The sequence below is a fragment of the Pseudomonas sp. TTU2014-080ASC genome, from assembly GCF_001446935.1.
GTDB lineage: Bacteria > Pseudomonadota > Gammaproteobacteria > Pseudomonadales > Pseudomonadaceae > Aquipseudomonas.
The window spans coordinates 201317-222520 of the sequence record NZ_LKKK01000013.1 but is presented as its reverse complement, the minus strand read 5'-3'; the positions used below and the strand labels follow the sequence as shown (position 1 = coordinate 222520).

Sequence of the window (21204 nt, the reverse complement as noted above, 5' to 3'; positions counted from 1 at the left end):
TCAGCCGCGATAGCACTAAAACGCTTGACTGCTTAATGGGGGCAGTCGGAAATATTTCAAGCCTGCTCGTCAATTGAAGGCGGGGCAGCGGCAGGTGCCTTGCTGACCACAACCATAGCCGGGCGCAGCAGTCGGCCATTCAGCAGCCAGCCTTTCTGGAATACCTTGAGCACGCTGTTAGGCTCTACATTGGTGCTTTCTTCCATGGCCATAGCCTGGTGATGCTCTGGATTGAATGGCGCACCGTGCGGATCAACCTGCTCCAGGTTGAAGCGTTTGAGTGTGTCCAGGAACAACTTCAGCGTCAGCTCCATGCCATCGCGCACAGCCTTGATCGATTCATCATCAGGACGAGAAAGCTCCAGCCCACGCTCAAGACTGTCCACTACAGGCAGCAAGTCGTTGGCGAACTTTTCCAAAGCGAACTTGTGCGCTTTTTCCACGTCCTGTTCAGCACGACGGCGTACGTTTTGCAGGTCGGCAGCCATGCGCAGCGACTGATCCTGCGCAGCAGCCAGTTGCTCTTCCAGCGTTTGCACGCGAGCAACCAGATCCTCGCCTGAAGTGTCTTCTGCAGTATTCAATTGCTCTTCAGGGTTCTGCGTATCCAGGGTCTGTTCGTCAGCCATGCCTATCTCCTCTAAAAGTTCGACGTGAGCACCGCTCACAACCTTGTCTTCTATATGGGAACGAATTTTCCTATTTCAAGGTCCCGCAGTGGATTGTCAGCCACAAGAAAAACACTGTATAAATAACCAGACCATAATTCGGAGGCCTTGCCATGCTGGTCCACCTGTCCGTTCATAACTACGCCATCGTTGAACACCTTGACCTTGAGCTGGACGCCGGCATGAGCGTCATTAGCGGTGAAACCGGCGCGGGCAAGTCGATCATGCTCGATGCGCTGGGCTTGACCTTGGGGGACAGGGCCGATAGCGGCGTGGTACGGCCCGGCGCTGACAAAGCCGACATTTTGGCCAGCTTCGACCTCAGCGACATTCCCGAAGCGCGCGCCTGGCTCAGTGAGCGGGATATGGAAACAGACGGCCCATGCATTCTGCGCCGCGTTATCACTAGTGAGGGCCGCTCCCGCGGCTACATCAATGGCACCCCCTGCCCGCAAAGCGACCTGAAAGCACTCGGTGAACTGATCATCGACATCCACAGCCAGCACGAACACCAGTCGCTGTTGAAAACCGATACCCACCGCCGCCTGCTGGATGAGTTTGCGGGCAGTCAGGAGCTGGCCCGTCAGGTACAGCTGGCAGCCCAACGATGGAAACAAACACGTAACGAACTTGAGCGGCTCTCTAACCAGAGCGATGAGCAGCGTGCCCGCCACCAGTTACTGAGCTACCAACTGGAAGAACTGGAGAACCTATCGTTAGGGGAGGATGAGCTCGAACAACTGGAGCAAGAACACAAGAACCTAACCAACGCCGAAAGCCTGCTTAGCGCCTGCCGCCTGGTAATCGAGCTGTGCAGTGAGAACGACTCTGGCAACGTCCTGTCCGCCTTGACTAACGGCCTTAATCGCCTGAGCGCCTTTCAAGGCCAACCCGGCGCACTGACAGAAGCCATCAACCTACTGGCCAGCGCACAGATCCAGGTCGAAGAAGCCGTTGGCGAACTGAACCGTTTTCTCGACCATTTCGAAGCCGACCCACAGCGCCTTCAATACTTAGAAGAGCGCCTGGACACCATCTATACCCTCGCCCGCAAACACCGCACCCAACCAAACGAGCTCATCAGTCTGCAACAACAGCTTCTGGAAGAACTGGAGAACCTCAATGCAGATGATCAGTCTCTGGAGCGCCTGAGCGAAGAGCTCAGCGCATTTGAACGTCATTATCAGGAAAAAGCTGCCGAACTCAGCGCCATCCGCGCTGACGCAGCCGAACGCCTCGGTCTTGCCGTCGAGACAGAAATGCACAGTTTGGGCATGCCCGGCGGCCGTTTTACCATCAAGCTCACAGGCAACAACAACCCTGAACCACAACCCAATGGGCTGGAACAGATTGAGTTTCTAGTTAGTGCCAACCCCGGCCAACCGCTTAAAGCCTTAGGCAAAGTGGCGTCCGGCGGTGAACTCTCACGCATCAGCCTGGCGATTCAGGTCATCACCGCACAGACCTCACGGGTACCGACACTTGTGTTCGACGAAGTGGATGTGGGCATTGGCGGGCCGACTGCTGAAGTCGTCGGGCAGTTGCTGCGCCGCCTGGGTGAGCGGGGTCAGGTGCTGACAGTCACTCACCTGCCTCAGGTGGCAGCCCAAGGCCACCAGCACCTGTTTGTGCACAAGATTCGGGAAAACAACGCAACCCGCACAGCCGTCAGCAAACTCAGCCCAACCCAGCGTGTTGAAGAGATCGCGCGCATGCTCGGCGGCGTGGATCTGACCGAAGAATCCCTGGCTCACGCCCGGAAAATGGTCAGCAGCGCACAAAACTGAGGGCAGCAAAAAGGCGACCTAACGGTCGCCTTTTCTAAGATCGAACTTAGGAAAAGCTACGCGTCAGATCTTTTTCCGCACATACAACACGAGATTGTGGTCAACCAACTCGAAACCGTGCTCACGGACGATCTCTTTCTGCCGACGCTCAATCTCAGAGTCAATAAACTCGATGACTTCGCCAGTTTCAACACAGACCATGTGATCGTGGTGACCACCATCTGCCAGCTCAAACACAGCATGACCGCCATCAAAGTTATGACGCACCACCAATCCGGCAGCTTCAAACTGCGTCAAAACCCTATAAACAGTTGCCAGCCCCACATCGTCACCCGCCTCCATCAGAGACTTGTAAACGTCTTCAGCGCTCATGTGGCGCTGGTCTGCGGAGTCCAGCATCTGCAGAATTTTTACTCGCGGCAAGGTGACCTTCAGGCCTGCCTTGCGTAATTCATTATTTTCAACCATGGTTTGCTTTCTCAAAGGAAGCGTCTTCGCAGCATCCTTTATTGCGGGTATGATCCGGTAATTCGTTGCCCAGACAAGATAGTGGAAGTCACCCTCCGATGCAAAAAGCTAAGCTACTGCTGACCAGCCTCTCCCTAACGGGGCTCTTCGCACTCGCCGGTTGTTCATTCCCCGGAGTTTATAAAATCGACATTCAACAGGGTAATGTCGTAACTCAGGACATGATAGACCAGTTGCGTCCAGGAATGACCCGTAAACAAGTACGGTTTATCATGGGCAACCCGCTTATCACTGATACATTCCATGCCAACCGCTGGGATTACCTGTACAGCATTCAGCCAGGTGGCGGTCAGCGACTGCAAGAACGTATCTCCCTGAATTTCAACAGTGACGATCAGTTGGTTGGGCTCAGTGGTGATTTTATGCCAGGCGTCAGCCGCGACCAGGCCATCTTGGGTGAAGACAGCAATGTCACCACCACCCAGCCTGCCGCGACCCAGCAGACAGAAGAAAAACCAGCTCCAGGCTCGCTGCTTGAACAGATTCAACGCGAAGTAGATGACGTCCAGGTAGTTCCAGTTCCAACTCCGGAACCTCTGGACCCTACGCCGCAGTAGATATTGCTGTTAAAAAAGCCCGGTCTGATCCGGGCTTTTTTGTACTCGCAGTTCTGGGTTATTCCTGCGCAGACTCGGCTTTAGCCTGAGCCGCCTTGGCGGCACGCTGCTTACGTACTTCTTTGGGGTCAGCAATCAAGGGGCGATAAATTTCAACCCGCTCACCGTCTTGCAGAACGCGCTCGTCAGGTTTGGCTACAGCCTTGCCAAAAATCCCCAAAGGACTGCCCTGCAGATCCAAGCCCGGGAAATGCCCGTCCATACCCGAGAGCAGCGCAGCCTGACGCACCGTCGTACCACTCGGCACACTGAGCTTCAAAAGCTTTTGCTTGTCAGGCAAGGCGTAAACCACCTCAACCACAATGGTTTGACTATCCATAGAGTTGCTTGGCTCGCTGACAGAACGCGTCCACCATAGTGTTTGCAGCCTGATTGAACAGCGGCCCCAGTGTGGCTCGAACCAATGGCCCGGCATAATCAAAGGTCAGGTCAAGGCTGATCTTGCAAGCTTTCTCGCCCAGCGCCTTGAATTCCCACATGCCATTAAGCTGAGTGAACGGCCCTTCAGCCAAGTTCAGCTGAATCGACTTACCCGGCTCCAAGACATTGGCGGTAACAAAACGCTGGCTCAACCCGCCTTTCGCCACCTCCAAACTGGCTCGCATGTGGGTGTCACTGGATTCGAGGATTTCACTGGCTGAGCACCAGGGCAGAAACTCCGGATACCTCGCCACATCATTTACTAGATCGAACAACGCCTGAGCCGGATACGGCAACAGCGCAGAACGCTGGATATGGGTACTCATAACACGACCATTTCATTGAACCTGTGCAGACCGACTGCTGACGGCACTGCTGGACACAGCCAAGGGAATCCCTCAACCACAAAATAAGGTGCAGGATGAATTTAGCAGGCATTCACCACGACGCCCGACAGTGCCGGTCGTTACTCCCGCAGCACATGCAATCATACCGAGCAACGCCGGGCTTCACCATTTCCGATTGCTAGACGGATTATCGCAGCACGCACCAGACACATAGCGCAGTCGCCTCAGAGCCCCTATAATGCGCGCCCTATGGCTAAACAAAAGAAACATCCGCAAGGCACCATCGCGCTGAATAAGAAAGCGCTGCACGACTATTTCATCGAATCCAAATTCGAGGCAGGCCTCGTTCTGTCTGGCTGGGAAGTGAAAAGTCTGCGTGCAGGTAAAGCGCAGCTGGTCGACAGTTACATCCTGCTCAAAGACGACGAAGCCTGGCTGATGGGCTGCCATATCACGCCCCTGAAAACCGCCAGCACCCACGTGATTGCAGACCCGACACGCACGCGCAAGCTGCTGCTGAACAAGCGTGAATTGGACAAACTATTCGGTGCAGTGCAGCAAAAAGGCTATACCTGCGTTGCCCTGTCGCTGTACTGGAAGGCTCACCTGATCAAGTGTGAAATAGCCTTGGCCAAAGGTAAAAAGGACTTCGACAAGCGCCACACGATGAAAGAGCGTGACGCCAACCGTGAAGTTCAGCGCGCCATGCGCACTAAAGGTAAAGGCGAATAACCCGCCTGGCCAAGAGCCCCGCATCAGCGGGGCTTTTTTGATTTATGGGACTAGCCCAATTGGGTAAAGGCCAATTTGACCCCCAGCCCAACCAGAACCGCCCCCATCAGACGATCAAACCAGTGCCCCATACGGGCAAAGCCTGAACGTACGCGCTCATGGCTAAAGACTTGAGCGATCAGACAGAACCACAGCGCCGTCGCAATCACCAAATACAGCCCGTAGCCGGCCTGTATTGACAGAGGTGTATGCGGATCAATCACCACTGTAAACAGAGAAAGGAAGAACAGCGTCACCTTGGGATTCAGGCCGTTGGTGACGAAGCCAGCCACGAAGGCCGCTCGCGGTGAACGCTCGCCTGACTGAGCCTTTAGCTCAGCCGTTCGGTCTTCTGCCGGGCGAGCCTGCAAAGCGCGTATACCAATGTAGAGCAGATAAGCCGCTGCCAGCCATTTGAGCACATTAAATAGCATCACTGACTGCGACACGATCAAACCGATGCCCAGCAGCGAATACAGCACATGAATGGAAATCCCACAGCCCACGCCCAAAGCGCAGAACCGTCCTGCTCTGCGCCCATGAGTCACGCTCTCTTTGATCACCACCGCAAAATCCGGTCCCGGACTCGCGACCGCCAACAAGTGAATTACAGCAACCGTAAAAAACTCCGCCCAGTACATGCGCCCCTCGAATAACCAATGTTTCTGATAGGCTCAACACAATCACCCACGCGAAAACACGCGAGATAGAGACCGCTGATGACCGACAGCATAAAAGCCGTTTTCCTGGATCACCACTCACTTGATCTCGGTGACCTGAATTTTGCCCCGCTAAACGCCACTTTTAGCAACCTTCAGCTGCACCCACATACTGCACCCGAACAGGTTATTGAGCGCCTGCAAGGCGCGCAGGTTGTGATCAGCAACAAAGTTCCGCTGGGCGCAAACCACTTCACCGCCTGCCCTGACCTCAAACTGGTTCTAATCTCAGCCACAGGCACCAATACTGTTGACCTTGCAGCAGCCCGAGCCCATGGAGTTACCGTATGTAATTGTCAGGCATACGGCACCCCCTCAGTCGCACAGCACACGCTCATGCTGCTGTTAGCGCTGGCGACTAACCTTCCCGCTTACCAGAACGATGTTAACGCCGGCCGCTGGCAGCAGGCCTCGCAGTTCTGCCTGCTTGATCATCCAATCATGGAGCTGCACGGCAAAGTGCTTGGCCTCCTGGGCCACGGCGAACTGGGCGGCGCAGTGGCCAAACTGGCAGAGGCCTTTGGGATGCGCGTGGTTCTCGGCCAGGTCCCCGGACGCCCGGCCCGGACAGACAGAGTACCGCTGGACGAGTTACTGCCGCAGGTCGACGCCCTAACGCTGCACTGCCCGCTGACAGAACACACGCGCAACATGATCGACGCCTCCCAACTGAGTCAGATGAAGGCCAGTGCTTTAATCGTGAATACTGCCCGCGGTGGCCTGATCAATGAACAAGCGCTCGCTGACGCTCTGCGCAGCGGCCATCTGGGCGGTGCCGCAACCGACGTCCTGACGCAAGAACCGCCACGTGAAGGCAATCCACTGTTGGCCGGGGATATTCCACGCCTGATTGTCACCCCGCATAACGCCTGGGGTAGCCGGGAGGCTCGGCAGCGCATCGTCGAACAGCTGAGCGAAAACGCCCGGGCCTATTTCAGCGGCGCACCGATACGTGTAGTCAGTTAAGCTACGCGACTTTTTCCAGGAGCGCTTATGGACCCGCGAAGCGAAGTACTGCTGCGTCAGGCTGATCTGTTCACAGGCCCACTGTTACTAGCCGGTTTGCCCGCTGACGATTTACTCAGTCAATTGCCTGGCGCTCATGGCTGGAGCTGGCATGCCGGTGACAGCGCACAACTGAATGCCCGCTTTAGCGGGCGCTGCCACTTCGGCACTGCCCCTGCGAGTGGCATCCAGATTCACGCAGCGGTGCTGTTCCTGCCCAAGTCCCGGGAACTGACGGATTACCTGCTCACCACCCTAGCAGCAGAACTCATCGGTAAGAGCCTATTTTTGGTGGGTGAAAAGCGCGCGGGGGTTGAGCGGGCTGCCAAGCAACTTGCCGCCTTCGGTCAGCCGCGTAAACTCGACAGTGCCCGGCATTGCCAACTCTGGCAGGTTCGGGTCGACCACTGCCCTGCCCGGCCGGACCTTCATTCATTGGCACAGCACTACGAACTTGAACTGCCTGATGGTGCCCTGAACGTGCTCACCCTGCCCGGCGTATTCAGCCACGGCAGGTTAGATGTTGGCAGTGCCCTACTGCTTGAACATCTTGATGACTTACCCGGCGGACACATCCTCGACTTCGGCTGTGGTGCCGGTGTGCTGGGCGCAAGCCTGAAGCGTCGCTATCCTGAGTCCGACATCACCCTGCTAGATGTGGATGCCTTCGCCCTTGAAAGCAGCCGCCTGACCCTTGAGGCCAACGGCCTGAAGGCCGACGTTATCGGTGGCGACGGCATTGACGCAGCCCCGCACAACCTAACAGCAATTCTCACCAACCCGCCATTTCATCAGGGTGTGCATACGCACTACCAGGCCACCGAGCACTTGTTGCGACAGGCGCACTCCCACTTGACCACCAAGGGCGAGCTGAGACTGGTAGCAAACAGCTTTCTCAAGTACCCGCCGTTGATTGAGCAGCACCTGGGGCCTTGTGAAACTTTGGCAGAGAGAGATGGTTTCCGTATTTACCGTGCCAGAAAGTAAGCACTAAGACTTGCCCTAGGCTGATCGCATAGGCAGAATGCGCCCTGTCCTAGGGGAGTAGTCTCCCGCGAGCGCCACGCTCGCCCGGTTTGCGTCAACATACTTGCTCCGCAGAGCATGGCGTAAACGACCTTGGCCTACCCGGCCTCTGGTTTGACAAGACCTATGACGCGTACACCCTTACCCGGGGCGGGGAGGTTGTTCGTGTCATAGCCGTGTCAACCCGCCCCCATAGGAAGTCTGATGCTTGAATCCCTACTTGTTCCCACTGGTATAGTTGCCTTGGCTGAAATTGGCGATAAGACCCAATTACTGGCCTTGCTGCTAGCTGCACGCTTTCGTAAACCCTGGCCAATCATCTGGGGCATTGTTGTTGCCACCCTGGCTAACCACTTTGCAGCCGGTGCCGTGGGTAACTGGGTCGCCAGCTTCTTCTCAGCCGCAACCCTGAGCTGGATCCTCGCGGCCAGCTTTGTTGCTGTAGCGTTGTGGACATTGGTCCCGGACAAACTCGACGATGACGAGAGCTCCAGCCTTAAACGCTACGGACCGTTCCTAACCACGCTGATTGCCTTCTTTATTGCCGAGATGGGTGACAAAACCCAAGTGGCGACGGTGATGCTCGCCGCCCAGTATCCGTCGTTCTTGCTGGTGGTGATCGGTACGACTTTGGGCATGCTGATTGCCAACGTCCCGGTAGTATTGGCTGGTAACTTTGCCGCCGACCGGCTGCCTCTGACACTGATTCGCCGCCTAGCTGCATTAGCCTTTGCCGCCCTGGCGATTTATGCGGCCTATCAAGCAATGAAGCTAAGCGGACTGCTGTAATTCCTGCCCCCAAAAAGCCCCGAAATCGGGGCTTTTTCATTTCAGCTTCGGGTTTTGGCCTGTTCATACAGCGGCATCACCTTCGGAATTGCCTGCTGCAACGCAGAAATTCGGCTGGACGAGGATGGGTGAGTGCTCATGAACTCAGGCGGAGCGCCCTCACTGCCCGAGGACATCTTCTGCCACAGGCTGACTGCGGCATTAGGGTTGTAACCGGCCCGGGCCGCCAGCTCGAGACCAATAAGATCAGCCTCATTTTCATTACTGCGGCTATTAGGCAAGGTCAGACCATACTGCACAGCCGCGTCGGCCAGTGCCAGGGTGCCCGAACCCAACCCCAACAACGCGCCAGCTCCCTGCTTACCCAATTCGATGCCATAGGCCTTGGACATGGCTTCACGGCCATGCTCGCGCAGAGCATGGGCAATTTCGTGGCCCATGATGGCGGCAATCTCATCATCAGTCAGGTTCAACTTTTCGATAATGCCGCTATAGAAAATGATCTTACCGCCGGGACCACAGTTGGCATTCAACTCCGGGCTTTTGATCAGATTGACTTCCCAGGCCCATTGCGCAGCGTCCTGACGGAAGTACGGAGCCTGCTTAATCAACCGATCGGCAATCACCCGCAGACGCTTGGCGTTAGCACTGGAGGTATCCAGCACGCCTTTACCCGACGCCTCAGCCAGGGTCTGTTGATACGATTGTGCATACATCTGATCCACTTCAGCGGATGACAGCATGCTGAACATGTATTGCTTACGCTCCACACCGACAGCACCACCGCTAGTGGTGTTGACTGCCTGACAACCGGCCAGCAAAACCGTCGCCGCTGCACATCCCAAGACTCCTGCCTTGAACATCCGTCATCCTCCTTAAAATACAGGCTGTATGCTAAGGCCCGCCCCGCCGCAGAGCAACCGCCCAGACGGCTAGCCATGTGCTATCAAATCTTCACAAAGCCCGATATAACTTACGTGAGGTAAATCACATTGTAGTTAAGGTTTCAGCTACTACGGCCGACACATTCAGCAGGCTAAATCTGAGCGAGGCTCGAGATGAATTTCAGATCCATTCAGTTTTCTGTCGCCGTACTCGCTGGAACCAGCGTACTGGCGGTTGTGGCGGCTCTGGTCATATATGCGCTGTTCGCCAGCGACCGTACCCAGGCCTTGGTTGAACAACGCACCTCGGCCCTGCTCGAAAAAATGCTCGAAGAACGCCTCACTGCGCGCATCCAGACTGAGGCCGGCAGCATTCAGCGTGAACTGGAAATGCCTCTTCAGGTGACCGCCGACTTAGCCAGGGTCAGCGCCATGCTGGGGGAAACCGACAGCAGCGGAGCCAACCTACTGCACCTCAGCCGTGAAGAGCTGGCTGGGCTTTTGCAACAGACAACCAAGCAGACACCAAAACTGCTGGGCACCTATTACGGTTGGGAACCCAACGCTTTCGACGGCGCTGACGACCTCTATGCAGGCGAAACCGGTAATGGCTACGACGGCAGCGGACGCTTTCTGCCTTGGTGGTACCGCAACGCTGACGGCAGCCTGGGTATTGATGCCATCAGCATGATGGAGAGCGAGAAACTGCTGCCGACCGGCGTGCGCGAAGGTGAGTACTATCTCTGCGCGAAAGAGAAGAAACGCCCTTGCGTAACAGACCCTGCACCGTATGAAGTAGGCGGCAAAATGACCATGCTGGCGTCCTTTACGTCGCCCATTCTGGTCAATGGCGAGTTCAAAGGCATTGCCGGAGCTGACCTGTCCCTGAACTTCATCCAGGATCTGCTGACCCACGCCGACGCACAGCTCTACAACGGCGCAGGGGAAATGGCCCTGATCGCCAGCAACGGCCGCTTGGTGGCCTCAACTCAATTTCCAGACAAACTCGGTGAGCCAGCACGTGAGCTGATGGGGCAACAGAATCTGGACGCCATCAGCTCGCTACAGCCGGGCAAGCCTCTGTTCAAGATCAATGCGGACAGCGCCGACGAGCAGTCCCACATTGATCTGTACCTCAACTTCAGCATCGGCCAGAGCGACACCCGCTGGACCCTGATGTTGATGCTCCCGCTGCAAACCGTCATGGCGGATTTGCAGGCCCTGCAACAGGAACTAGCCGATCAGCGCGATGCCGATGCACTTGGCATGACCCTGGTAGGTCTGCTGATCGCGGCCATTGGCCTGCTGGTGATATGGTTTGTCGGACACGGCATTGCCCGCCCGCTGAAGCAGATGGTGGGCATGCTGGATGATATTGCCAAAGGCGACGGTGACCTCACCGTCCGCTTGCAGGTCAACCGCCAGGACGAACTGGGCCAGATTGCGCAAGGTTTCAATGCCTTCCTCGGCAAGCTGCAAACCATGATCGCCGAAGTGGTCGGCTCGGTGCAGAAAGTCAGCGACTCCTCGGAGCACACCGCCGACATCGCCATCCGCACCAACCAGGGAATGCAGAAGCAGTTGGCTGAAATCGAACTGGTGGCAACCGCCGTCCATGAAATGACCGCAACCGCCCAGGATGTAGCCCGTAACGCCACGCTCGCCGCAGAGTCGGCCAACCATGCCGACTTGGCGGCCAATCAGGGCAAAAGCACCGTACAGCAAACGGCCACTGCCATTGGCGCGCTGGCCGAAGAGATCGGCCGGGCCGTGGGTGTAGTGCAGACCCTGGCCAAGGACAGCGAAAACATCAACGCCATTCTGGTGGCTATCCGCGGCATTGCTGAGCAAACCAACCTGCTGGCCCTCAACGCCGCCATCGAAGCAGCCCGAGCTGGTGAGCAAGGTCGCGGCTTTGCCGTGGTGGCCGATGAAGTGCGCAACCTCGCGCAGAAAACCCAACACGCCACAGAAGAAATTCAGCTCATGATCCAACAACTGCAAAACGGCACCCGTGAAGTGGTACGGGTGATGGAGCAGAGCCAGGCCAAGACCAACGACAGCGTTGAGCACGCCAATGAAGCAGCTGACTCGCTGGAGACCATCACACGGGCTGTTTCAGTGATCAACGACATGAACACCCAGATCGCCAGTGCAGCCGAGGAGCAAAGCGCGGTGGCTGAAGACATTAACCGCAACGTCAACAACATCGGCCAGGTGGCCAATGAAGTAGCCAGTGGCGCGAATGAAGCCAACCAGGCCAGCGCCGAACTGACCCGCTTGGCCGAGCAGCAGCGTCGCTTGATCAATCAATTCAAGGTTTGATCAGTCCCACCAAACAAAAGGGGCGACAATCCAACGATTGCCGCCCCTTTGCATTACCGCCCGGTTTCAGGCTGGCGTCAGGCATTCAGGACCATTCAGCTTGGGATCATTAACCAACGTAGCCAACCCTCGCTCACGCAATACCGGCTGTGGCCCATCGAGTAAGGCCTGCAGCTCGTCTGGCGAAGCATCCTCAGCCAGCCACAGTGCCTGTGCGGCCTCATCCAAAATCACCGGACGCCGCAAACTGGCAGCCGGCCCGGTGATCATGGCGCAACTCAGGTAGACATGCCCCTCAACCGGGTACGCCTCCCACAGCGCGGCAAAATATAGCAACGGCACCTCAGCAGTGATCCAATACGGGCGCTTTCGCGCCGACCCCCGCCATTCGTAAAAACCGTTCGCAGCAATCAGCCCTCTGCGCTGGCGAAATGGTTCGCGGAACATCGGTTGGCTACTCAGGGTTTCACAGCGGGCATGGGCTGGCGTTTTGGTCATATCGGTCAGCCAAGGTGGAGTCAGCCCCCAGCGCGCCCGCGCCAGCTGCCGCTCTCCCCCCACATTGCGCAGCAGTAGAACCTGGTGATGCGGAGAAATGTTCCAGTGCGGCGTCTGGTCCGCCGGGAACCCCGGCAATGCCGCAAAAGCTGGGGTCCAGCGGAACAACGCAAAACGTCCACTCATGGATAAACCTGGAGTCTCTGAAATAAAGCGCCAGCGATCAGCACAACAGCGTGCCAGGCACACTCACTGGCTCATCATCGGGCAATGGTTGAGCGGCATTGTACGCAGCAATCAGCGCCCGTGCCCGACTGACATCCTCATCGTCCACCATCAGTCCTAGTAAGCCACTGACCGGTAACTCGCCTACTGCCCCCAACAGATGCTGACCGGACACATACGTCTCAACCCCTTCACTGGCGAGCATGCCCTGCAACAGCTCCGCCTCCATCAGATTTTGTGGCTCATAAATCCGCTGCATCCTGATCCCCCTGTTGAATCATTGCCCGCGAGACATCGCCAATTAGCCATACGGCATCACTATAGAACACGCTCATAAGCAATTATTCCCGCCGTCCACCACCAGCCTCACAGCCAATCCCCAAGTTGAGCGTATAATGTGCGCTTATTAGGCTCTGCTGAATCTCCAACCTGAGTGCTCAGCCCCAGAGGCAGCGCCCGTTACCAACAGAACCGTTTTACAGTCACCCACAACAAGAGATGATGATGGGCGAATTTGATGCCATCCGACCTTATGCCGACGCAGAGGTACCTGCTGTACTCTCACGCCTTCTGGCAGATGATGCATTTCTCAACATCCTGACCCAGTTCCGCTTTCCCCGGTTGGCCAACTCACTCGGCTGGCTACTGAAGCCGATGATTGCCCACCGCCTGCGCGCCAAGTTCCGTGATGTGCGCAGCGTGGCCGATCTGCAGGAGCATGTTGAAGGTTATGTAGACCGCACCATTGAGCGTGCCACAGATGGCATCACCTACACCGGCATTGAGCACCTGCAGAAAGGCAAGGCTTACCTGTTTCTGGCCAATCACCGTGACATCGTGATGGACCCGGCGTTTGTGAACTACGCGGTGTACCACGCAGGCTTGCCCACCCCGCGCATCGCCATTGGCGACAACCTGCTGCAAAAGCCCTTCGTCAGTGACCTGATGCGCCTGAATAAGAGCTTTATCGTGCACCGTTCCCTTACTGGTCGCCGCGAGAAGCTGGCGGCGTACCAGCTGCTGTCTGCCTACATCAACCATTCGATTCGCAACGATGGCGAGTCAATCTGGATCGCCCAGGCAGAAGGCCGCGCCAAAGATGGCGACGACCGCACCGACTCGGCCATCCTCAAGATGTTCCACATGAGCCGCAAGGACGAGCCGTTCGCCGACGTGATCGCAAGCCTGGGCCTTATTCCAGTCTCCATCAGCTATGAATATGACCCCTGCGACCTGGCCAAAGCGCGCGAGCTCTATATCCGCGAAACCAGCGGCAGCTACACCAAAGCTCAGGGCGAGGATGACCTAAGCATCGCCCAGGGCATTACCGGCTACAAAGGGCGCGTGCACATCCACTTCGGCGAACAGGCCGTGCGCAACATGGATGACAGCAAACAACTGGCCGGCGAAGTGGATCAGCAGATTCTGAGCGGCTACCGCCTGTTCCCTGTGCACTACTTGGCCTACGCCATGTGGAACCAGCGTGACCCTGCCCTATCGGTTCCCCAAGCCAGCGAGCTGTTCCCGGCCGCCGAATTGGCAAAAGCCGAGGCAGAATGGCAGCGCCGCCTCAACAGCTGTCCGGCGGAGCAACAGCCTTACCTAATCCTGCAATACGCTACCCCGGTGCGTAATCAGTACCGGATCAAGGCGGGACTACCGCTCTGAGCAGCAACAAAAACGGCAGCGATAAGCTGCCGTTTTTGCATCAGATGCGCCTTAAAGCGTGGTACTCCACCAAGACAGCGTGAGTGCCATACCCAATGTCACGAACGCAAACACATAGAAGAATCGATTCAAGCGCAACACCGGGTCGCTTTCGTCCCAGGCCCGGGAAAGCGCTGATCCCAGCGCTGCGGCGCGCTGGACACGAACACGGGTGGCAATTGCCAGCCAAGACCCCGCAATCGCAAAGAACATAGCCAAACCATTAAGCCATTGGGCAGCATGCCCTTGGACCACCATCCACAGCACTTGCAACGACATACACAACCTCAGGAAACGCTTCAGCCAAGCGGCTGCCCTAACTGTCGGGGGGGGCCCCGGAAAGCGCGCATCTTACAGATCAGAGGTGCGGCCTGATGTGGCTTTCCGACGAGTCGCAGACCTGCGCGCCAATTTGTCGCGCCGCGTCCTGATGCAGTCGGCAGGCATAAAAAAGCCCGGAAAGTCCGGGCTTTCTAACAACATACAGACTTACTGGGAGAGCATTTGACCGATGGTTGCGTCCTTGAACGCACGGGTCAGAGCATCGCTCAGAACATCGCTGACCAGCTTGGTATTGGTCGCCTGATTCGGCGCCATGCCAAAGCGCTGATTCAACGATGCGCCATAACGGCCGGTGTAACGGCGACTGCTGTTCTGCACATCGACCCGGATATTCGCGGTCATATCCGCTTCAGTCACGTAAAGCTTGTCTTTAGGCGACTGATACTTGAGCTCAGCCAAGGTCAAGGTCAACTGCGGAGCGTTGTACGCATTGGGCGTAGGAGTAAAGCCGAGCAGGCGAACAGCGGCTTCAGCCTGAGCCTGCAGCTTAGGTACGACCGCATTACTGCTGACGCTGATTGCGCTGGTTTCCGGGTACAGACCGCCGCGCGTGCCCAATACCTGAGAAGGACGGCCATCGACCACCTTCACCACCACAGGCTGGCCGCGCCCTACCGCAGTCAGCGGGCTGTTCAGCTTAGGATCAGGGTTCAGTTGTTGCGGGCTGTGGGCACACCCCACCAGAGAAATACTGGCAACAGTCAAAAGACCTAACAGCAGACGACGCATGCTTAATTTCTCCTGCAAAAGCATTGAACTGAATTGGCGCGCAGTATAGCGACCTTAGGAATGGTCGCACAGCACAGCTATTAGGACATTTAACAGCTATCAGGTTCCCGTCATATACCTGTCATCGGCCTGTGGGATAAAGGCTATACCTGCCCCACAATGAGAGAACGGCATGAGACTGTTCAAACACCTGCTGAACCTGTTCAAACCCGTACGCTGCTTTGCCTTGGTCGATCAGCAAGGCATTTGCCGCGCGCTGCGCCAAGCTACCGAAGCACCTCAAGGCAGCGGCTGGGTTGAGATCGACGAATACCGCCTGAGCCTGCTCAGCCGCCCACTCCCTGCAAAAGCCCGCCTTAGAGGCATCTCCTGCAAGCACAAACAGCAGCCACAACTGGCTACCTGATGCAGATTTGAAGAAAACTCACTTCAAGCGACCACTTTTCCTACTTTGCCCTTATAATCGCGCCCGATTATAAGGTCGCCTCCTGAACCGGGCCTGCCGTAGCGCTGATGCACCTTCATCGGCCGCGCCCCAGAGAGTCGCCCGCTGCGCACAATCCAGAGAACCTGCACTTCAGACTTCCGGTCGAACGCTATAGCTCGGCCTTATAACCTGAAGTAACTAACCGGATTGATGTGATTTGAGGTTCACGACTCCAAAAGAGCGTGAAAAAACGGTTGGAAAAACTTCACAAGAGTGTGGCGAAGATGAACGATCTCACGGTTGGCAACAGCCTGAAGAAGTCTGCCTCCTGCACCTATGAGTATCTCGTCGACTGCTGATCGGCGGTGTTAATACACGCTCGTTTACGTCTATTGAGTACAGGTTTGCGGAGAAGTGGTAATGGCGCAGAACGCTTACGAAACAGTGGATGTGGTGCTGGTTGGTGCCGGCATCATGAGTGCGACTTTGGCCGTACTGTTGAAAGAGCTCGATCCCGGCATCAAGCTGGAAGTGGTCGAGATGATGGCTTCCGGTGCACTGGAAAGCTCAAACCCGTGGAACAACGCAGGCACCGGCCACGCCGCCCTGTGTGAGCTGAACTACACACCGGAATCTGCTGACGGCTCGATTGACATTAAAAAGTCAGTCACCATCAACACACAGTTCGAAGAATCCAAGCAGTTCTGGGCCTATCTGGTCGAGAAGGGTCACTTCAACGCCCCTAAATCCTTTATCAATCCGGTTCCGCACATCAGCTTCGTGCGCGGCCCGAAAGATATTGCGTACCTGAAAAAGCGCCACAGCGCGCTGACCGCTCACCATGCCTTTGAGGCCATGGAGTGGACCGAAGACCGCACCACCATGGCTCAGTGGATGCCACTGATGATGGAAGGTCGCGACGCCAACGAGCCGATTGCCGCGACCCGCGTGGAAGCAGGCAGCGATGTTAACTTCGGTCGCCTGACCCTGAATCTGCTTGATCACCTGAACAAGCAGGAAAATGCCAAAGTATCCTGCAGCCAGAAAGTGGTTGGCCTGCAGCGCAGCGGCAACGGCTGGCTGGTCACTGTAAAAGACCTGAACAGCGGCAATACCCGCGAGCTTCAAACCAAGTTTGTCTTCCTTGGCGCTGGCGGTGCTGCACTGCCACTGCTGCAAATGTCCGGCATCCCGGAAGGTAAAGGCTTCGGCGGTTTCCCGGTCAGCGGTCAGTGGCTGCGTTGCGACAACCCTGAGGTGGTCAAACAGCATCAGGCCAAGGTCTACAGCATGGCGGCGGTTGGCTCACCACCGATGTCGGTACCGCATCTGGACACCCGCGTAGTAGATGGCAAGACCTCCCTGCTGTTCGGCCCTTACGCCGGCTTTACCACCAAGTTCCTCAAGCGTGGCTCGTTCCTTGATCTGCCAATGTCGGTGCGTCTGAACAATATCGGTCCGATGCTGGCAGTTGCCCGCGACAACTTCGACCTGACCAAGTATCTGGTCAAAGAAGTGCTGCAATCTCAGGATCAACGCTTGGAAACCCTGAAAGGTTTCTACCCGCAAGCTAAAGCTTCGGACTGGCGCCTGGAGATCGCAGGCCAGCGCGTGCAGATCATCAAGAAGGACGCTAAGAAAGGCGGCGTTCTGCAGTTTGGTACAGAACTGGTAGCTGCGCAGGACGGCTCGATTGCTGCACTGCTGGGCGCATCGCCGGGCGCATCCGTGACCGTTTCGATCATGCTCGACCTGATTGAGCGTTGCTTCGGCGACAAACTCAAATCCGAGCAGTGGAGCAGCAAGCTGAAGGAGATCTTCCCAGCCAGCCGCAACGAAATGGCCACCGATGCAGCGCGCTATAAAGAAGTACAGGCTCGCTCAAACCAGCTGCTGCAACTGAACATCAGCAGCGACGCTTGATCGATCGCCATAAAAAAACGCCCTTCGGGGCGTTTTTTTATGGGCTATCTGCGTACATCAACAGCGCTCAGCGATGGCTTTGTGTAATTGGCTGCGAGTGCTATCCATCTGTTCATCGCTGTAATAGGTACGAGTGCCGTCTGCTTCCTGACGGAAATAGCGGCCGCCTTCTGCGACCGTCGCCAAACGTCGACGCAAGTCCTGACACTGCTGCGCACGCTTTTGTTGCACCTCACGGGCTTTGGCCGTATTGCTGGCCTGCTCCTGTCGGCGCGCGTCATAAAATTGATTGGTGCGCGCCTCACGTTCACGGGTGAGCTGATCCCGCTCGACCACCTGAGGCTTCACCTGAATCTGCTCGGCCCCCTGACCTGCAGGGCGCTGACCGAAATGCACCTGACCATTGGCATCCGTCCAACGGTAGATTTCAGCGCCGGCCAGCCCCGGCAACACAATAAGCAAGCAGATTAAAGCGCGCATGGCATAACCCAGAGGCAGATTCAGTGAGCTAGCTTAGATGGCAATGCCGCTTAAGTGCCAGTTCAGGGTTTGACCGCGCTCACCTTCACGGCTGGCTCACCACCATGCCCCAGCTGGCGCAGTGTCTCGATCCGCGCACGGGCGCGATAAGCGTACTCACTGGCAGGATAATGGGCGTTGATGTATTGGTAAGTCTGCATGGCATCCACATACAGAGCCTGACGCTCCAAGCATTGGCCGCGCAGCAGGGAGATTTCCGGCTGCATATAGCGACGGGAACGACTGTTACGCTCGGCTTTGGATAAATACAGAATTGCTGCCTCGCAGTTACCTTCATCGTAAGCCTGATAGGCCTTATTCAGGTTGCTGTCCAGATTGTGACGGGTTGTGCAGCCCGCGACTGCCGCCAACAGCACGGCAAATACAAGAATTCGCATGATGGGTTCTCCTTCGATAGCCCGTTATCGGCCGTTTGCAAAATTTCTACAGCACACATCCTCCGTTGGGTAATGACGCAGTAGCCTTGGCGGGCGCACCTTCGTCTCAATAGACTCGGAAAAATCGGTCCCGCCCCTGGAGTCCCTATGCTGCCGAATTCCCGCCTGAGCCTGCTGGTTTGCGCCCTCGCGCTGGCCGCATGCGCCCCGACAACGCCGTTGTTTATTGCCCAGATCACCACCAACGAAGTGGTTGAGTACAAGGCCATGAAAGAACACCGGATGCAGGCAGCCATTGAAGAAGAAGGTGATCTGCTGACCTACAGCGCCCAGGCCATCCGCGATGCCAAAACCGAGCAAGCCCAGCAGCTATACCTCACCGGTTATCAGGACACCAAACTCAGCGATGATGTGCGTGCCATCGCTCTGTACCAGATCGGCCTGATCTACATGAACCGCTTCAACGACCAACGTGATGACACCGTAGCGCTCAACTATTTCTATAAGGTACTCAACGAGTTTCCTGCCAGCCGCGCCGCCGAGCGGGCCGAGGCGCGCATTGTGATCATCCGAGAGCGAGCCGGGGATACCCTGCAGAAGACCTCCCGCGAGCTGCTCGCCACCTGGCAACCCAATCAGCAGCTGGATTTGTATAAGCCTAGCCTTGATCCCGATATGACTTTGCTGTCACGCCGTGCGGTACTGAAAAACCGCGTGGACGAAGCCGAAGAGCTGTATCTGCTGGCCTTGAGCGATCCAGCCATTGCTGCGGATATCAAAGAGAAGGCGCTGTATCAGCTCGGTCTCATGTATCTCGCTGTGGATAATCCGAAACCCGACCGCGACAAAGCCATCGCTTACTTCCGCCGTCTGCTGGTGCAGTTCCCAGACAGCAGCCTCAGCGAAAAGGCCGGTCGTCATCTGGATCAAGCCCTCAATCAATGAAATAACCGATTGTTGTCTGTAGTTCGCCCGTTTTAATCAGGTTTTGCACAAGGTAGCGACACAGGAGCATGACTACACAGCCGCACCGTAGTAGCCTGCCACTGTGTTGCCATTCAGGAGTTTGTGCATGTCCATTCGCCGTACCAAAATCGTTGCCACACTTGGCCCATCCAGTAACAGCCCGGAAGTTCTGGAACAGCTGATCATTGCTGGCTTGGATGTAGCCCGTTTGAATTTTTCTCACGGCACCCCGGACGAACACAAAGCCCGCGCCCAACTGGTGCGCTCGCTGGCCGCTAAACACGGTCGCCATGTGGCCCTGCTTGGTGACCTTCAAGGCCCGAAAATCCGTATTGCCAAGTTCGCTAACAAACGCATTGAGCTCAATGTTGGCGACAACTTTACCTTCTCCACCAGCCACCCGCTGACCGAAGGCAATCAGCAGGTTGTAGGCATCGACTACCCCGACCTGGTCAAAGACTGCGGCGTCGGCGACGAGCTGCTGCTAGACGATGGCCGCGTGGTTATGCGGGTTAAATCTGCCACTGCAACTGAGCTGCACTGTGAAGTACTGATTGGCGGCCCGCTGTCCGATCACAAAGGCATCAACCGCCGCGGCGGTGGCCTGACAGCACCAGCGCTGACCGAAAAAGACAAAGCCGATATCAAACTGGCTGCAGAAATGGAGCTGGATTATCTGGCGGTGTCCTTCCCGCGCGACGCCTCCGACATGGAGTACGCCCGCCGCCTGCTCAAAGAAGCCGGTGGTAGTGCCTGGCTTGTGGCTAAGGTCGAGCGTGCAGAAGCTGTGGCCGATGACGCAGCGCTGGACGGCCTGATTCTGGCCTCAGACGCGGTGATGGTTGCCCGTGGTGACCTGGGCGTGGAGATCGGCGACGCTGAACTGGTCGCGATCCAGAAGAAAATCATCCTGCACGCACGCCAGCACAACAAAGCGGTGATCGTCGCCACGCAGATGATGGAGTCGATGATCCAGAACCCAATGCCGACCCGCGCCGAAGTCTCCGACGTGGCCAACGCCGTGCTGGACTACACCGATGCGGTGATGCTCAGCGCAGAAAGCGCCGCCGGTGCTTACCCGCTGGAAGCGGTACAGGCGATGGCGCGTATTTGTCTGGGCGCAGAAAAGCACCCGACCAGCAAAACCTCCGGCCACCGCATGGGCACCGAGTTTGAGCGTTGCGACGAAAGCATCGCTTTGGCGTCGATGTACACCGCCAACCACTTCCCCGGTGTGAAGGCAATCATCGCCCTGACAGAGAGCGGCTATACCCCGCTGATCATGTCGCGTATCCGCTCTTCGGTACCAATCTTTGCTTTCTCTCCGCACCGCGAAACCCAGGCCCGCGCGGCGCTGTTCCGCGGTGTTTACACCGTGCCGTTTGATCCAGCGGCACTGCAGCCGAGCGAAGTCAGCCAGGCTGCGGTGGACGAGTTGCTCAAGCGTGGCGTGGTGCAGGCTGGTGACTGGGTAATCCTGACCAAGGGTGACAGCTACCACACCATCGGCGGCACCAACACCATGAAACTGCTGCATGTGGGTGAAGCGCTGGTCTGATCAGCATTCACGTACAAAAAGGCCGC

24 protein-coding genes, 1 pseudogene and 1 riboswitch are annotated in these 21204 nt (G+C 56.8%); of the genes and pseudogenes, 13 read left to right on the top strand and 12 right to left on the bottom strand.

Annotation, left to right across the window (positions count from 1 at the left end; all coding sequences use genetic code 11):
• Positions 1-56: 56 nt before the first annotated feature.
• Positions 57-629, bottom strand: coding sequence for a nucleotide exchange factor GrpE (gene grpE, locus AO726_RS17530; RefSeq protein ID WP_058069400.1), 573 nt, complete (start codon positions 627-629; stop codon positions 57-59).
• Positions 630-781: 152 nt separating this feature from the next.
• On the opposite strand from grpE, the gene recN reads away from it, so the two are divergent.
• On the top strand, positions 782-2455 hold the full coding sequence (gene recN / locus AO726_RS17525; protein ID WP_058069399.1) for a DNA repair protein RecN: 1674 nt from the start codon (positions 782-784) through the stop codon (positions 2453-2455).
• Between the two features lie 63 nt (positions 2456-2518).
• On the opposite strand, the gene fur is transcribed toward recN, so the two are convergent.
• Positions 2519-2923, bottom strand: a complete 405-nt coding sequence (gene fur, locus AO726_RS17520; RefSeq protein WP_058069398.1) for a ferric iron uptake transcriptional regulator — start codon at positions 2921-2923, stop codon at positions 2519-2521.
• Between the two features lie 98 nt (positions 2924-3021).
• On the opposite strand from fur, the gene AO726_RS17515 reads away from it, so the two are divergent.
• Positions 3022-3540, top strand: a complete 519-nt coding sequence (locus AO726_RS17515; protein ID WP_058069397.1) for an outer membrane protein assembly factor BamE — start codon at positions 3022-3024, stop codon at positions 3538-3540.
• Positions 3541-3598: 58 nt separating this feature from the next.
• Here the strand turns inward: AO726_RS17515 and AO726_RS17510 are convergent, their stop codons facing one another.
• Together AO726_RS17510 and AO726_RS17505 are read right to left on the bottom strand one after the other, a co-directional pair.
• Positions 3599-3919: an RnfH family protein gene (locus tag AO726_RS17510; RefSeq protein ID WP_058069396.1), complete on the bottom strand. Its 321-nt coding sequence runs from the start codon at positions 3917-3919 to the stop codon at positions 3599-3601.
• Positions 3912-4346, bottom strand: coding sequence for a type II toxin-antitoxin system RatA family toxin (locus tag AO726_RS17505; RefSeq protein ID WP_058069395.1), 435 nt, complete (start codon positions 4344-4346; stop codon positions 3912-3914). The genes AO726_RS17510 and AO726_RS17505 overlap by 8 nt, the downstream gene beginning before the upstream one ends.
• 270 nt (positions 4347-4616) lie before the next feature.
• Between AO726_RS17505 and smpB the strand changes: the two genes are divergently transcribed.
• The gene (smpB, locus tag AO726_RS17500; RefSeq protein WP_058069394.1) at positions 4617-5099 is read left to right on the top strand and encodes an SsrA-binding protein SmpB; all 483 of its coding nucleotides are present in this window, start codon (positions 4617-4619) and stop codon (positions 5097-5099) included.
• Positions 5100-5149: 50 nt separating this feature from the next.
• On the opposite strand, the gene AO726_RS17495 is transcribed toward smpB, so the two are convergent.
• On the bottom strand, positions 5150-5779 hold the full coding sequence (locus AO726_RS17495) for a LysE family transporter (protein ID WP_058069393.1): 630 nt from the start codon (positions 5777-5779) through the stop codon (positions 5150-5152).
• Between the two features lie 78 nt (positions 5780-5857).
• Here AO726_RS17495 and AO726_RS17490 point away from each other — a divergent pair, with 78 nt between their 5' ends.
• The 3 genes from AO726_RS17490 to AO726_RS17480 all read left to right on the top strand — a co-directional run bounded on the left by AO726_RS17490 (position 5858) and on the right by AO726_RS17480 (position 8677).
• Positions 5858-6823 (top strand): 2-hydroxyacid dehydrogenase, encoded by a 966-nt coding sequence (locus tag AO726_RS17490; protein ID WP_058069392.1) that lies wholly within the window; start codon positions 5858-5860, stop codon positions 6821-6823.
• Positions 6824-6850: 27 nt separating this feature from the next.
• On the top strand, positions 6851-7849 hold the full coding sequence (locus AO726_RS17485) for a class I SAM-dependent methyltransferase (RefSeq protein WP_058069391.1): 999 nt from the start codon (positions 6851-6853) through the stop codon (positions 7847-7849).
• A gap of 40 nt (positions 7850-7889) precedes the next feature.
• Positions 7890-8072: riboswitch (yybP-ykoY riboswitch) on the top strand.
• Positions 8073-8092: 20 nt separating this feature from the next.
• Positions 8093-8677: a TMEM165/GDT1 family protein gene (locus tag AO726_RS17480; protein ID WP_058069390.1), complete on the top strand. Its 585-nt coding sequence runs from the start codon at positions 8093-8095 to the stop codon at positions 8675-8677.
• A gap of 41 nt (positions 8678-8718) precedes the next feature.
• Here AO726_RS17480 and AO726_RS17475 read toward each other — a convergent pair whose 3' ends face one another.
• On the bottom strand, positions 8719-9540 hold the full coding sequence (locus AO726_RS17475) for a M48 family metallopeptidase (RefSeq protein WP_058069389.1): 822 nt from the start codon (positions 9538-9540) through the stop codon (positions 8719-8721).
• Between the two features lie 195 nt (positions 9541-9735).
• Between AO726_RS17475 and AO726_RS21660 the strand changes: the two are divergent.
• Positions 9736-11028 (top strand): annotated as a pseudogene (locus tag AO726_RS21660) (HAMP domain-containing protein); the annotation flags it as partial.
• A gap of 15 nt (positions 11029-11043) precedes the next feature.
• Positions 11044-11886: a methyl-accepting chemotaxis protein gene (locus AO726_RS21655; protein WP_446737434.1), complete on the top strand. Its 843-nt coding sequence runs from the start codon at positions 11044-11046 to the stop codon at positions 11884-11886.
• 66 nt (positions 11887-11952) lie between these two features.
• On the opposite strand, the gene AO726_RS17465 is transcribed toward AO726_RS21655, so the two are convergent.
• Together AO726_RS17465 and AO726_RS17460 are read right to left on the bottom strand one after the other, a co-directional pair.
• The gene (locus AO726_RS17465; RefSeq protein ID WP_058069387.1) at positions 11953-12570 is read right to left on the bottom strand and encodes an SOS response-associated peptidase; all 618 of its coding nucleotides are present in this window, start codon (positions 12568-12570) and stop codon (positions 11953-11955) included.
• A 37-nt stretch (positions 12571-12607) separates the two neighbouring features.
• Positions 12608-12868 (bottom strand): putative signal transducing protein, encoded by a 261-nt coding sequence (locus tag AO726_RS17460; RefSeq protein WP_058069386.1) that lies wholly within the window; start codon positions 12866-12868, stop codon positions 12608-12610.
• 245 nt (positions 12869-13113) lie between these two features.
• Between AO726_RS17460 and AO726_RS17455 the strand changes: the two genes are divergently transcribed.
• Positions 13114-14277, top strand: a complete 1164-nt coding sequence (locus AO726_RS17455; protein WP_058069385.1) for a 1-acyl-sn-glycerol-3-phosphate acyltransferase — start codon at positions 13114-13116, stop codon at positions 14275-14277.
• A gap of 51 nt (positions 14278-14328) precedes the next feature.
• Here the strand turns inward: AO726_RS17455 and AO726_RS17450 are convergent, their stop codons facing one another.
• Positions 14329-14595, bottom strand: coding sequence for a hypothetical protein (locus AO726_RS17450; RefSeq protein ID WP_058069384.1), 267 nt, complete (start codon positions 14593-14595; stop codon positions 14329-14331).
• A 210-nt stretch (positions 14596-14805) separates the two neighbouring features.
• Positions 14806-15387: a YajG family lipoprotein gene (locus tag AO726_RS17445; protein ID WP_058069383.1), complete on the bottom strand. Its 582-nt coding sequence runs from the start codon at positions 15385-15387 to the stop codon at positions 14806-14808.
• Between the two features lie 172 nt (positions 15388-15559).
• On the opposite strand from AO726_RS17445, the gene AO726_RS17440 reads away from it, so the two are divergent.
• Together AO726_RS17440 and mqo are read left to right on the top strand one after the other, a co-directional pair.
• The gene (locus AO726_RS17440) at positions 15560-15793 is read left to right on the top strand and encodes a hypothetical protein (protein WP_058069382.1); all 234 of its coding nucleotides are present in this window, start codon (positions 15560-15562) and stop codon (positions 15791-15793) included.
• 441 nt (positions 15794-16234) lie between these two features.
• Positions 16235-17737 carry a malate dehydrogenase (quinone) gene (gene mqo, locus AO726_RS17435; RefSeq protein ID WP_058069381.1) on the top strand — a complete coding sequence of 501 codons (1503 nt, stop codon included), beginning with the start codon at positions 16235-16237 and terminating at the stop codon, positions 17735-17737.
• Between the two features lie 57 nt (positions 17738-17794).
• On the opposite strand, the gene AO726_RS17430 is transcribed toward mqo, so the two are convergent.
• Both AO726_RS17430 and AO726_RS17425 read right to left on the bottom strand, forming a co-directional pair.
• Positions 17795-18217, bottom strand: coding sequence for a DUF4124 domain-containing protein (locus AO726_RS17430; RefSeq protein WP_058069380.1), 423 nt, complete (start codon positions 18215-18217; stop codon positions 17795-17797).
• Positions 18218-18279: 62 nt separating this feature from the next.
• Positions 18280-18654: a tetratricopeptide repeat protein gene (locus tag AO726_RS17425; protein ID WP_058069379.1), complete on the bottom strand. Its 375-nt coding sequence runs from the start codon at positions 18652-18654 to the stop codon at positions 18280-18282.
• Between the two features lie 147 nt (positions 18655-18801).
• Between AO726_RS17425 and AO726_RS17420 the strand changes: the two genes are divergently transcribed.
• Together AO726_RS17420 and pyk are read left to right on the top strand one after the other, a co-directional pair.
• Positions 18802-19599: a tetratricopeptide repeat protein gene (locus AO726_RS17420; RefSeq protein WP_058069378.1), complete on the top strand. Its 798-nt coding sequence runs from the start codon at positions 18802-18804 to the stop codon at positions 19597-19599.
• 127 nt (positions 19600-19726) lie between these two features.
• Positions 19727-21178 carry a pyruvate kinase gene (gene pyk / locus AO726_RS17415; protein WP_058069377.1) on the top strand — a complete coding sequence of 484 codons (1452 nt, stop codon included), beginning with the start codon at positions 19727-19729 and terminating at the stop codon, positions 21176-21178.
• Positions 21179-21204 lie beyond the last annotated feature (26 nt).